The sequence below is a fragment of the Nocardia sp. TBRC8007 genome (assembly GCF_056629435.1).
In genome coordinates this window covers 83,401-98,314 of the sequence record NZ_JBWSOR010000003.1, presented here as the reverse complement: position 1 = coordinate 98,314, position 14,914 = coordinate 83,401, and the positions used below count along the sequence as shown (strand labels likewise).

The following is a 14,914-nucleotide window of genomic DNA, read 5'->3' as shown; positions in this document are numbered from 1 at the left end:
GGTATTATCGAGCAAACCGGTTGAGGCCATCGCTTCTTCGGTTCGGCCTGTTCGAGCCGCAACCTTTGCGAAAATGTAACCAACCAAAGTGGCCCTCTGCCAAGGGCGTTGGATGTGAAACAAATCCAAAACGCTGGCAATCCGGCTGGTGCGATGCTCCGAATCATAGGGCGTGGATCACGTCCTGGAGCTGGCGCGTGTGCGCTTGCTGGAGTGGTGCTCGGGGAGTTGCGTCAATAGCGGCAGAACGGAGTGATTGATGAGTTCATTGGCCACGGATCGCGTCGACCAATGTTCATCCGGCGAATTCTCGGCACAACCGTTTGCTCTGTCACCCGCACAGACGGCTCTTTGGTACGCGCAGCGCATCCGGCCCGACGTACCGCTGACGATTTCCCAGTATGTCGAGATCCATGGTGATCTCGACGCGGGGCGCCTGCTGTATGCAATCGAACGGTTCGGCGCCGAGACCCAAGTAGGGCAGCTTCGCTTGGTGGAGATCGACGGTGTGCCTTACCAGCTCGTCGACCCGATGCACCGGCCGGGTTGGGTCCGTCTGGACTTCCGCTCGGAGCTCGATCCGTACGCGGCGGCCCTGCGTTGGATGCATGAGCATACGAGTTCGCCGATCGATCTGGAGCGCGACCCGTTGACTTCCAACGCGGTGCTGCGAATCGGTGAGACTGACTACCTGTGGTATTCCTTCGCGCACCACATCGTTATCGACGGTTACGGCGCGATGAACGCCCTCACCCGTACCGCGGAGATCTATACCGCGTTGGAGAACCGGACCGAGCCGATCGCCTCGCGGGCGACACCGTTGGCGGAACTCTACGCAGAGGGGGCGAACTACCAAGACTCCCGCCGGTTCCACAGCGATCGCGAGTACTGGTTCGAGCAACTGAAAGGGATCGGTGAGCCAGTAAGTCTCGGCGGCACCAGGATCACCGGCACCACACACGACGCGGGCCGCAGGCTGGTCGCCGCCGTGCTGGACGATGAGTATCACACCGCGGTGCAGGCGGCGGTCGAAGCGTGTGACACGACCGATCCGGCGATCTTCGTCGCGGCGATGGCGGCCTACGTGCGGTCGGTGACCGGTCACCTCGATGTGGTGTTGAGCCTGCCGGTCTCGGCCAGGGCCACGGTCTCTTTGCGCCGCTCGGCGGGCGTGGTGTCCAATGTTGTGCCGATCCGGCTGAGCTTCGACGACGGGCTCACGATCTGCGAACTGGTGAAAGCGGCCGAGCTGCAGATCACCGGCGCTCTGCGCCATCAGCGTTACCGGCACGAAGACATCCGCCGCGACAGCGGCTACTCCCGCGATACCCGCGGCTTCTTCGGCCCGATGGTCAACATGATGCTCTTCCACAGCGAGCTGTGCTTCGGCAGTCTGGTCGGCTCGATGCACGTGCTGGCCACCGGACCGGTCGAGGATCTGTCGGTCAATATCTACAATGGCGTAGGCGGGCGGGTACACGTCGATTTCGAAGCCAATCCGCGGCTCTACAGTGCGACCGAGATCGGCGCACATCATGCACGCTACCTCGAATTTCTCGGCCGGTTCCTGGCCGCCGGTCCGCAGACCCCCGTCGAATCACTCGCCGCGATCACTCAGGCGGAGCGTGAATGCGTTCTGCGGCAATGGAATGCCACTGAGATGCCCCGGCAGGAAGGTACGCTCGCGAGCTTGTTCGCCGAGCGTGCCGCAGTCGATCCGATCGCGGTCGCGCTGGAGTTCGGTAACGAGACATTGACATACGCCGAGTTCGACGCGCGCGTGAACCGGCTGGCCCGGTTGCTCATCGCACGAGGCGCCGGACCGGATACCACGATCGGCTTGTGCTTGCGCCGCAGTCTCGACCTGGTCGTCGGCATGTACGCGATTGTCGAGGCCGGAGCGGCGTATCTGCCACTGGACACAGAGCATCCGGTCGAGCGGATCGGGCAGATCGTCCGCGACGCCGATCCGCTGCTCGTGCTCACCGTGACCCGCGACGAGCTGGAGTTGCCGGACACCGTAACCCGGCTGGACATCGACACCGCACTGGTATCGCAGTTCGACGCCGCGCCGATCACCGATGCCGATCGACATGTTCGACTGCGGCCGGACCACCTCGCTTATGTGATCTTCACCTCTGGATCCACCGGAAAACCCAAAGGTGTCGGCGTGACACACGCCGCGATTGTCAACCGCCTGCGCTGGATGCAGCATGCCTATCCGATCGACAGCACTGATGCGGTGCTGCAGAAGACCCCGATCACCTTCGATGTCTCGGTGTGGGAGTTCTTCTGGCCCTTGCACGTCGGCGCGCGCCTTGTCGTCGCCGCGCCGGACGGGCATCGGGACCCGCTGTACATGTCGCATGTCATTGCCGAGAAAGGCATCACCACAGCGCATTTTGTGCCATCTATGCTTTCGGTGTTCATCACCGAGGCCGATCTACGCGACTGCGCGGGACTGCGCCGAGTGTTCTGCAGTGGTGAGGCGCTGCCCGCCGCCGTCGTCCGGGATTTCTTTGCGGTGCTTCCCGGATCGGAGTTGCACAACCTGTACGGTCCGACCGAGGCCGCCGTGGATGTCACCGCGGCACCGTGTACGCCGGACATGACCAGCGTGCCGATCGGCTCACCAGTATGGAACACCCAGACCTATGTGCTGGACAGTCGGCTGCGACCGACTCCGCCCGGAACGGTCGGCGAGCTGTACCTCGCCGGCGTACAGCTGTCTCGCGGCTACCTGGGTCAATCTCGGTTGACCTCGGAGAGGTTCGTGGCCAACCCGTTCACTTCTGGTGCTCGCATGTATCGCACCGGTGATCTGGCTCGGTGGCATATCGACCACTCCGGCGCAGCGCCGGGAGTGTTGGAATACTTGGGCCGCAGTGACTTCCAGGTCAAGATTCGTGGTCTGCGCATCGAGCCAGGAGAGATCGAGGCGGCACTGCTCGACGATCCGAGTGTTACTCGCGCGGTCTGTGTAGTACGCGCAGGGCGCGCCGGCGATGAGCTGGTCGCCTATGTGGTCGCGATGAAGCACGAGGACAACACGAACGGGGACGGCGCGGCCCGATTGGACACGGCTGCGCTGCTGGCCACTCTGCGCCGCACATTGCCCGAGTATATGGTGCCCGCTGTATTGCTGGAGCTCGACGAGCTGCCGCTGGGCACCAACGGCAAGATCGATCGTAAAGCGTTGCCCGAGCCCGTCGTCGATGTTCCGATGGTCCGGCCGATCTCCGAGCCGCGCACCGAGATGGAGCGCGTACTCGCCAGTATCTTCGCCGAGGTCCTCGATATCGAGATCGGCATCGAGGACAACTTTTTCGATCGGGGTGGCAATTCGTTGGTCGGCGCTCGGGCGGTGGCCAGGATCAACGCCGCGCTCGGTACCGCGCTATCGATCCGTGACCTGTTCGAAGCCCCTACGATCGAGGCGCTCACCAGGCGTTTCGACACGCAGATATCCGATGCGTCCTCGCTGCGGCTGGCACCTGCACAACGACCGGACCGGATTCCGTTGTCGCAGGCGCAGCAACGGTTGTGGGTGCTGAACCGCTTTTCCGAGCACGCTGCCGCCTACAATATGCCGTTAGCGGTCGAGATCGAAGGTCCGCTGGATGTGCTAGCGTTGCGTGCGGGGCTGGCCGATGTCATCGAACGACACGAAAGCCTGCGTACTACTTTCCCCGAGTCGTCAGAGGGTCCCTACCAGCTGATCCACCCCGCCGCCGCCATCCCGTTGATGCTCGATCCCATCGATGCTGTCGCCGCCGATGTGGCGTCATTGGCGGCAGAGTACGCCGGCTATGGTTTCGATCTGCGCAATCAGGCCCCGATCCGAGTGGCGCTGTATCGCACCGGGCCACAGCAGTACGTCCTTCTCATCGTGCTGCATCACATCTGTGGCGATGGCTGGTCGATCGCGCCATTGGCCAGGGATCTGATGATGGCGGTGGCTGCACGGGCGGTCGGCCTCGCGCCGCAGTGGACGAATCTCCCTGTGCAGTACGCCGATTTCACGCTCTGGCAACGTGAACTACTCGGAGAGGAGTCCGATCCGACCAGCCCGCTCAGCCGCCAGTTGACGTACTGGCGCTCGGCGCTCGCCGGGCTGCCCGAGCAGCTCGATCTCCCGTTGGATCGGCCCCGCCCGTTGCGCAGGTCCACCGCAGGTGGCCGGATCGTGTTCACTATTCCCGCCGAAGTGCGCCGCAGCGCAGTCGAACTCGCCGCAGGTCGGGGCGTGAGCATGTTCATGGTGTTGCATACGGCGTTGGCCAGTATGCTTTCGCGGCTGTGCGTCAGCAACGACATCGCGATCGGCACTCCGATCGCGGGACGTTCCGACCCGGCGCTGGACGATTTGGTCGGCATGTTCGTCAACACGCTCGTGCTGCGCACGAAGGTGGATCCGGCGGCGGGATTCGATCAGCTGCTCGACATGGTCCGCGAAACCGATCTCAATGCCTTCGCCAATGCGGACGTTCCGTTCGAGCGCTTGGTCGAGGTGGTCAATCCGGAGCGCTCCCCGTCGCGCCATCCATTGTTCCAAGTGATGCTGTCCTACGATCACGCGCCGCAGCTGCGCGTCGATCTGCCCGGGGTGCGCGCCGAGGTCGTGCCGATCAGCCAGGATGTCGCCAAGTTCGATTTGCAGCTTGTCGTACACGATGATGCTACAGATGGGTCACTGTCTGCTGAATTCGGTTATGCTGCAGATATTTTCGAAGAAAGCACTGTGCGCTCCTTCGCGCGTCGGTTCGTCACCCTGCTCGGGAGTGGCGTGGCTGCGCCCGACCTGCCGGTGGGCGATCTGCCCATCCTGGACCGCAAGGAAAACGAGAATCTGGTGCCCATCGGGGGTGCACCCACCGAAGCGTCGAACACTTTGGCCGCGTTGCTTACTGATACGGCCTTCCGGTTACCGGACGCGATCGCGGTGCGTTATCTCGGCGTCGACACCACCTACCGCGAACTCGACGAGCGATCGAACATCCTGGCGCGCGCGCTCCTCGCGCACGGCGCGGGTCCGGAGGAAATCGTAGCGATAGCGTTGCCTCGCGGGTTGGACGCGATCACCGCGGTGTGGGCCGTCGCGAAAACCGGTGCGGCATACCTGCCGATCGACCCGGACTATCCCGGGGAGCGGTTAATGCACATGATCAGCGATTCCGGCACCGCGCTCGGTCTGACCGACACCGATTGCCTGGCTGCCCTGCCTACCAGGCCCGTGGCACATGATAAACATCGCGAGGCCGATGTCGACTGGCTGGTGCTCGGTTCCGGTGAACTGGCTGCCGAGCTTTCCGGCTATACCGCACATTCGATCACCGACGCCGAACGGGGTCGCCAGGTGCGGGTGAGCAATCCGGCGTATCTCATCTACACGTCGGGTTCCACCGGCACCCCCAAAGCGGTCGTCGTCACACACGAGGGCATCGCCTCGTTGGCCTGCGAGCAAACCTATCTGTTCGGTGTCTCGGATTCGGCACGCACGCTGCATTTCTCTTCGCCGAGTTTCGACGCGTCCGTGTTGGAGCTGCTGCTCGGCTTCGCTGCGGGCGCCACCATGGTGATCGCCCCTGCGGGCATATACGGCGGTGCGGAGCTGGCCACTCTGTTGCGTCAGGAACGGGTCACTCATGCCTTCGTCACGCCCGCGGCACTGGCTACCGTGCCGAATGAGGGGCTGCACGAGCTCGAGGTGGTCATCGTCGGTGGTGATGCATGCTCGGAGGAGCTGGTCGAGACCTGGACTGCCGGACACCGCATGCACAATATGTACGGACCGTCGGAGGCCACCGTCGCCGCGACCGCGACCGGGCCGATGACGCCAGGGCGTCCGGTGCCGCTGGGGATGCCGGTGCGCGGCATGCGGCTGTTCATTTTGGACAACCGCATGCGTCCGGTGCCGCCGGGCACGCCGGGCGAGCTGTATCTGGCCGGTGCCGGTGTGGCCCGTGGCTATCACGGTCGACTCGGCCTGACCGCGCAACGTTTTCTGGCCAGCCCGTACGGTGAGCGCGGTGAGCGCATGTACCGCACCGGCGATCTGGTGGTGATGGAGCGCTCGGGACAGCTGCGTTTCCTCGGTCGGGCCGACGACCAGGTCAAGATCCACGGTTTCCGCATCGAACTGCGCGAGATCGACAGCGTGCTGCGCACGCATCCCGGCGTTCGATTCGCGCTGACTGTCGTGCATACCGACGAGCACGACCAACAGCGGCTAGTGTCCTACGTCACAGAAGACCGGCCGGTGGATTCGAGAGCTATTGTGGAGACTGCCCGCCAGCAGTTGCCTGGATATATGGTGCCTGCGTCGGTGGCCGTGCTGGACGAGGTCCCGATCACCGCTTCGGGCAAACTGGACCGAAAGGCATTGCCGGAGCCGGTGTTCGACGCTGTAGGCAGCTCGAGGGCACCGAGCACCGAGCCGGAGTCGCATATCGCGCGCATATTCGGCGATATTCTCGGCCATCCGGTCACCGGTGCCGAGGACAGCTTCTTCGATCTCGGTGGCAACTCGCTGCTGGCTACCCGGCTCGCCGCGGCAGTGCACGCGGAGTTCGGTGTGGAGCTGGCAGTCCGGTCTATTTTCGAGACACCCACTGTCGCCGGAGTCGCCGCGCAGATGGCCGAGGCGCCCAAGGCGCAGCGGCCTGCGTTGGCGGTGCAGTCGCCGCGTCCGGCGCGTATCCCCTTGTCGCTACCACAGCAGCGCTTGTGGTTCCTCAACCGCTATGCGCCCGAATCGAGCGCATACAACATCGCTGTGGCGATCCATATCGCGGGAGAATTGGATGTGCCCGCGCTGCGGGCCGCGTTCACCGATTTGCTGCGGCGACATGAGGTGCTGCGCACGGTCTTCCCAGAGGATGCCGATGGGGCGCAGCAGGTGGTGCTGCCCGTCGACCGGGTGGAGCCGGATCTCGTGGTGACAGATATCGATGCCGCCGGTGCCGAGAGCGCGCTGGAGGCACTGGCGCGCACCGGTTTCGATCTGACCAAGCAGATACCGGTGCGGTGGACGCTGCTGCGCACGTCGCCAGAGAACTACCTGCTCGGTATCGTGGTGCACCACATCGCCGCCGACGGCTGGTCACTCGGCCCGCTGACCAGGGATCTGGCCGCCGCGTACACGGCACGACACCAAGGTGACCCGCCGTCATGGGCACCGCTTCCGGTGCAGTATGCCGACTTCGGGCTCTGGCAGCGTGCCGGTCTCGGGGCAGAGCAGGATCCGGGGAGCGTGGCTGCTGTTCAGCTGGAGTATTGGCGGGCCGCGCTGGCGGATATTCCTGACCAGCTGCCACTGCCTTATGATCGGCCGCGCCCCCCTGAACCGATCGAGCAGGCGGGTACCGTGCGCTTTACGGTACCCGAGCCGGTGCGACACGCGCTCGCCGCGTTTGCGCATGAGCAGGGTGCCACCACATTCATGGTGCTGCGTTCGGCCTTCGCGGTGTTGTTACGGTGCGTCACCGGCGGTCGCGATATCGTGATCGGCACCCCGGTGGCCGGGCGCACCGATACCAAGCTCGACGATCTGGTCGGGATGTTCGTGAATACGGTGCTCCTGCGCTCGGACGTGGACCCGGACCGCGGTTTCGCCGAGTTGTTACGCGTCGACCGGGACACCGAGTTGACCGCGATGGCGCACGCGGACCTCCCATTCGAGCGGATCGTGGAGGAACTCGGCCACGAGATACGCTCGACGGGTTCCCCTCCGATGCTCCAGGTGGCGTTGAGCGTGCAGGACGAACCGGTGCCGACCTTGGAATTGCCTGGTCTGCTACTGCGCATCGAAGCATTGGATATCGCGGTGGCGAAATTCGATCTTGAACTGCGCGTAGCGAATGACGGCTTCGAGTTCATCTACGCCACAGAGCTTTTCGATGCCAAGACAATCGAGACGCTGGCCGATCGATTCGTGCGCGTGCTCACCGCCGTCGCCGCTGATACGCAGGTACTGATACGCGATATCGACCCGCGTACCGAATACGAGCGTCGCGCACTCGCTCCGGCACGAGGTGAGCAGGCCACTGCGCCGCGCCCGCTGGCCGACTACGTCACCGCCACCGCGCAGCGGTATCCGCAGAACACCGCTCTCCGCTTCGGCACGACATCACTTTCTTACGCTGAGCTCGACCGGCGCTCGAACAGATTGGCACGCGCTTTGCTCGCTCGCGGGTTCGGTCCGGGAGACCGAGTGGCGCTCGGGCTCACCCGCTCGATCGACTCGGTCGTGACAACGCTGGCCATAGTGAAGTCCGGTGCCGCATTAGTGCCGGTCGACCCCAAGTATCCCGCCGACCGCATCCGGCACATGCTCGCCGACTCCGGCTGCTCGATCGGCATTACGGTCGCCGGGTATGCCGACCAGCTGCGTACGGGCGCGCTCGTGGAAGGAACGACCGAATGGTTGCTGCTCGATGGTCCCGAATTCACCGCTGAGCTTTCCGGATACGCCGATTCTCCGGTGGCGGGTCACGAACGGTCGCGCCCCATTCGGATAGCCGACCTGGTGTACTTGGTCTACACTTCCGGTTCTACCGGAACACCCAAAGGTGTTGCGGTCACCAATAATGGTCTGTCCAACCTTGCCGACGAATTCCGCGACAAGCTCGGTATCGATGAGCATTGCCGGACGTTGCATTTCGCCACGCCCAGTTTCGACGCGGCGATTCTGGATCTGCTCCTCGCGGTGGGGGCCGGTGCGACGATGGTGATCTGCCCGGCCGATATCTATGGCGGCGATGAGCTGGCCGCACTGATGGAACGTGAGCGGGTCGATCACTGCTTCCTCACTCCGGCCGCGCTGGCCACCATAGACCATGAGCGCTGGCCGTTGCCGCACCTGCGTGGACTTTTGGTCGGTGGTGAGGCAGTGGTGCCGGATCTGGCGACGCACTGGGCGCCGGGAAGGTTGATGCGCAACGTCTATGGTCCGACCGAGACCACGATCGTCATTACGATCTCCGACCCGTTGCGCAGTGGTGCACCGATTACCATCGGAAGCCCGGTACGCGGCGCTAGGGCAGTGGTGCTCGATGAGCGGTTGCGGCCGGTCCCGGTAGGTGTGCCCGGTGAACTGTATCTCGCGGGGCTCGGGGTTGCGCGCGGCTACTTCGACCGCCCCGGGCTCACCGCCACACGCTTCATCACCGATCCCTACGGTCCCTCGGGTGCCAGGATGTACCGGACCGGCGATGTGGTGCGCTGGAACGTGGCGGGCGAGGTGGTCTATCTCGGTCGTAGCGACCATCAGGTGAAGTTGCGCGGTTTCCGTGTCGAGCTCGGTGAGATCACTGTCGTCCTCGGCGATCACCCATCGGTGCGGTTCGCCTACACCGAGGTACGTCGTATCGTGGATACCGATCGGATCATCGCCTATGTCCAACCTGCCGACAGCACGGCGGGGGTCGACGTCGAAGTGGTCCGTGCCTGGGTCGCGCGTCACCTGCCCGCACATATGGTGCCCGCGAGCATCACCGTGCTGGACACCATCCCGCTGACCCCGGTCGGCAAGCTGGATACCAAGGCGCTGCCCGAGCCACAGCTTGCCGTGCACTCGGCACGTCATGCGCCGAGAACTGAGACCGAGAGCCTGGTCGCGGCGGTGATGGGTGATCTCGTCGGTGCGGACGACGTGCGCCTGGAGGACAGTTTCTTCGATATCGGCGGAAATTCTTTGCTGGCGACACAGCTCGTCGCCCGGCTGGCCGCTGAAACACGCGTTCGGCTCGCGGTACGCACTGTGTTCACCACGCCGACAGTTTCCGAACTCGCCGCGCTGCTGGATACGAGCGCCCAGTCTGCTCGGTCCGAGGAGAACAGACCCGCGCCGATGCGCCGCATTCGTCCGGACCGGATCCCACTCTCACCCGCACAGCAACGGCTGTGGTTCCTCGATCGGTTCAACGCCACCAGCGTACCGGGTGCGGATCAGCCTACCGGCGCGTACAACGTTCCACTCGTATTGCGTATGACCGGTCCTCTGAATATCGACGCGCTGGAATACGCCCTCGGCGCGGTGCAGGCCAGACATGAAACGCTGCGCACGGTATTCCTGGAGACCGAGGGAACACCCGCCCAGGTCGTTCTCGACCCGGCTGATGCGGCGATCCCGCTGTCGCGCGCGACGGTGCCACTGGAGCAAGTCGAGACTGCGGTACGGCATTTCGCCGCACCCGGATTCGATCTGGCGACGGCCGCCCCGATCCGTGCGGCGCTGTTCTCGGTGACAGCAGACGCTGCGGCCGGTCCGACGGCGGCCGAGCACATTCTCGTCGTGGTTGTGCACCATATCGCGATGGACGGCTGGTCGCTCGGGCCGTTGGCCGCCGATCTCTCCGTTGCCTATCGCGCGGCCTGCGCGGGCAGTGCGCCCGACTGGGCCGAACTCGAGATCCAATACGCGGATTACACGCTGTGGCAGCAGGACGTACTCGGCAGCGAGGATGATCCGGACTCGACGGTGAGCCGGCAGCTCGATTACTGGCGGCGCGTCCTGGATGGAGTTCCCGAACTATCGACTGTCCCGGCCGACCGGCCACGTCCGCCCACACCGTCCTATCGGGGTGGCACCGCGGAGTGCGCAGTGGGTCCGGACACGCATCGTGAACTGCTCATGATCGCCGACAGCGCCAATGTCAGCCTGTTCATGGTGTTGCATGCCGCGGTCGCGGTCCTGCTGCACCGGATGACCGCCACCGACGACATTGTTGTCGGCTCACCGATCGCGGGCCGTGGCGACTCCGTGCTGGACCAGATGGTCGGAATGTTCGTCAACACGCTGGTGTTGCGTACCCGGATCGACTCGAATGCCAGGTTCATCGACCTGCTGCACACCGTGCGCGAGGCCGATCTGGACGCCTTCGCGCACGCGGACCTGCCGTTCGAGCGCCTCGTCGAGGTGCTCAACCCGGTTAGATCTCAGGCGCATCATCCGATGTTCCAAGTGATGCTATCGGTCCGTAATCAACCGCTCGATGGGCTCGACTTGCCAGAGCTGCGGATCGAGACGGTCGATACGGATACCGGAGTGGCCAAGTTCGATCTTCAGTTCACCGTGACCGAAACGCAGACCGCGCAGCGAGATCCGGCCGGTATCAGCATCGCGGTGAACTACGCGATGGATCTGTTCGACAAGCCGACCGCGCGACGGCTCGGCAAGCAACTGTCCCGGTTGCTCACCGCGATCGCCGCGAGCCCCGCCACCGCCGTCGGTGATCTGGAACTGCTCGATCCCGCTGAGTGGTCCGGGCTGGCTCCGGTGCGTGGCGCGAAGCCGGACCGCCCGGTGACCTTTTCTCAGGTCTTCGAGCGGGCAGCGAATATCGACCGCAATGCGGTCGCCCTGGTATCGGACGGCGCGGAGCTGACCTATGATGCGCTGGAGCGCTGGACCAACCAGCTCGCCCGGTTGCTCATCGCGCGTGGCGTGGGTCCGGAAACGCTGGTGGCGTTGGGGATTCCACGGTCGATCGAGTCGGTGGCGGCGATGCTCGCGGTCACGAAGACCGGTGCGGCCTTCGTGCCGGTCGACCCGCTGTACCCGCAGCAGCGCATTACGCACATGTTGTCGGATTCTGGTGCAGCGCTGGGTCTCACACTATCGGGTTATCGCGGCGAATTGCCCGAGAGCACCGAGTGGATCGCGCTGGACGCCCCGCGAGTCCATGACCTTGTGTGCGGATTCTCGGACGAGCCGATCGACGATATCGAAAGAATCGCGCCACTGCGGATCGACAACCCGGCCTACGTGGTCTATACCTCCGGGTCGACCGGCACTCCGAAGGGCGTGCTGGTCACACACGGCGGGCTGTCCAATTTCGCCGCCGAGACCGCCCAGCGGTTCGATGTCCAACCAGGATGCCGGGTGCTGCACTTCGCTACACCGAGCTTCGACGGCGCGATGCTGGATCTGCTGCTGGCCTTCGGTGGGGCGGCGACGTTGGTGATCACACCCCCCGGCGTGGTCGGCGGCGCCGAGCTAGGGCGGTTGTTCACCGAGGAGCGAATCACGCACGCGTTCATCACTACCGCGGCCCTCGGGACGGTCGACCCCGCCGGGGTTACCGAATTGCAGCATGTGCTTGTCGGTGGTGAGGCTCTGCCACCAGACCTGGTGACCAGATGGGCGCCCGGACGCCGCCTGTACAACGTGTACGGGCCCACCGAGACCACTATCGTCACGGTGATCTCGCCGCCGATGGCGCCAGGTGCGCCGATCACCATCGGTGGCCCTATCCGCGGTGTCAACGCGGCTATCCTCGATGCGCGCCTGCACCCGACACCGATCGGGGTGAGCGGCGAGCTGCACTTGGCCGGAGACGCGCTGGCCCGCGGTTATCTGAATCGTCCTGGGCTGACCGCACAGCGGTTCGTCGCGAATCCGTTCGGGAAACCGGGAGAGCGGATGTACCGCACCGGTGATCTGGTGCGATGGTGGAGCGGGTCGAGGAGCCGTGGGCTGCACGCGACATCGGCACTGGAGATCGAATACGTCGGGCGTACCGACCACCAGGTCAAGATCCGTGGCTTCCGTATCGAACTGGGCGAAATCGACGCCGCGCTCGCCCGGCACAGCGATGTGGAGTTCTCCATCACGGTCGGTCACCGTACGCCTGCGGGCGTGACAGCATTGGTGTCGTACGTGAAGGGTCATCTGGGGAGCACGCTCACCGCAGCGGAATTGACCGAGCATCTGGCCGGGCTGGTGCCGAACTACATGACCCCGCAGTCGATTATGGTGCTCGACGAGGTGCCGTTGAATCCGGTGGGCAAGGTGGACCGAGCACGGCTGCCGGAGCCGATGTTCACCGCCGTGGTCGGGTACCGCGCGCCATCCACACCCACCGAGACGGTGTTGTGCCAGGCTTTCGCCACGGTGCTCGGTATCGAGTCGGTAGGCGCGGACGATGGCTTCTTCGAGCTCGGTGGCAACTCGCTGCTGGCCACAAAAGTGGTTAACCAGGTAAGGGAAGCAGGTATCGATCTGCCTGTGCAGCTGATGTTCGGCGAGGCGACCCCAGCGGCCATCGCGGCGCGACTGGACAGTGCGGGCACGCATCCGGATGTCGCGGTCGCCGCAGTGTTGCAACCGGTACTACCGATCCGGCCGAGCGTGCGAGCAGGCCAGGCTCCACTGTTCTGTGTCCACCCTGCGATCGGATTGGCTTGGTGCTACTCGGGACTGCTCGCGCATCTTGCGCCGGATCGGCCGGTGTACGGCCTACAGGCTCCACATGTCGCGGGGGATGACGGCTACGAGTCCATCATCGAGACCGCGAGCCACTATGTGGCCACTATCAAGGCGATCCAGCCGGAAGGACCCTACCACCTGCTCGGTTGGTCGCTCGGCGGTCTGATCGCGCACGAGATAGCGGTGCAGTTGCAGCACGAGGGTGCGCAAGTCGCGCTACTGGCGATGATGGACAGCTACCGGCTCTCCGACGAGCTGCTCGATCGCGCTACCCCGCGTCTGTCCGAGATCATCGGGGAGTTCGGTAATGCCGAACTCGGTGAAGAGATCGATCCGGAGATGAGTTTGCTCGACGCGGCCGAGCTGCTGCGCGCGCAGTCCGGACCGTTCGCGGCGCTGACCGTCGAGCATCTGGAGCGGCTGTACGCTGGCTATACCAACGGCACTGTGCTCGCGCACAGCTTCCAGCCTCGTGTTTTCGAGGGTGATCTGTTGTTCTTCACCGCGGGTGACGACGAGATCAACCGGGCTGCTCCGGATCGGCGCGCCGAGGCCTGGCAGCCGTTCCTTACCGGCACTATTCATGACCATGAGGTTCGCTGTGTGCACTCCGCGATGACGACGCCGGAGGCGCTGGCGGTGATAGGGCCGATATTGCGAGCGTGGATGGAAACAAGGGAGACGCGTCGGTGAGTTTGGCGGTGGAGGTAACAGGCCTGGTGAAAAACTATGGAAGGGCCTGCGTACTGGACAAGATCGACCTGCAGATCCCCAACGGCACAGTAATGGGTTTACTCGGCCCCAATGGCGCGGGCAAGACGACGACCGTGCGGATCGTCACCACCCTGTTGAAGCCGACCGCTGGATCGGTACGGGTGGCAGGCATCGATGTGCTGCGTGACCCTGGTGCGGCGCGTAAGCGGATCGGCCTGTCCGGTCAGTATGCTGCCGTCGATGCGAACCTCTCCGGCTATGAGAATCTGCGGATGGTGGCCCGGCTGTACGGAATGCCTGCCCGGCAAGCGACTGCCAGGGCCGCTGAACTGCTCGGAGCGCTCGGGCTGGAGCATGCCGCGCACCGCAGAGCGGGTACCTATTCCGGTGGCATGGCACGTAGGCTCGATTTGGCCGGCGCGCTGGTCGCCCGACCTGCCGTAGTCGTGCTGGACGAGCCGACCACCGGTCTGGACCCCCGTGGCAGGCTGGAAATGTGGCGGGTTATCGGCGATCTCGTCGACGATGGCACCACGGTCTTGCTGACCACGCAGTACTTGGAAGAAGCGGACTTGTTGGCAGACCGCATCACAGTCATCGACCACGGGCGGGTCATCGCCCGTGGTTCGGCCGACGAACTGAAGACTTCCATCGGCGGTGATCGGCTTACCGTGACACTGGCCGCGGGGCAAGACGCTGAGGCCGTGCTAAAGGTACTCGCGCATGTCGGTATCGGCGAGCCCAGCCACGAGGCAGGCACCGACGAGGCTTCAGTGGTGGTCGGGGACGGTTCGCGCACCATGGTGGAAGCGTTGCGCAGGCTCGATGATGCGGGTGTGTGCGTGGTCGACGCGAATGTGCACCGACCCAGTTTGGATGACGTGTTCCTTTCTCTCACCGGTAAGCCGGGTGGTGCCCCCGCAGCGGAATCACAGGCCGACGATATACAAGAGGAGATCATGTCGTGAGCACGGCGGTGGTCGGGGAGGC

At 64.4% G+C, this 14,914-nt stretch carries 2 protein-coding genes; both read left to right on the top strand.

Translation table 11 applies throughout. The annotated features are described in order from the left end of the window. Positions 1-259: 259 nt before the first annotated feature. The gene (locus tag ACX4ZE_RS04675; RefSeq protein ID WP_480272047.1) at positions 260-13,903 is read left to right on the top strand and encodes a non-ribosomal peptide synthetase; all 13,644 of its coding nucleotides are present in this window, start codon (positions 260-262) and stop codon (positions 13,901-13,903) included. Then, entirely contained in the window at positions 13,900-14,892 is a 993-nt protein-coding gene (locus ACX4ZE_RS04670) for an ATP-binding cassette domain-containing protein (protein ID WP_480272046.1), read from the top strand. Before ACX4ZE_RS04675 ends, ACX4ZE_RS04670 begins: the two co-directional genes overlap by 4 nt. The last annotated feature ends 22 nt before the right edge of the window (positions 14,893-14,914 follow it).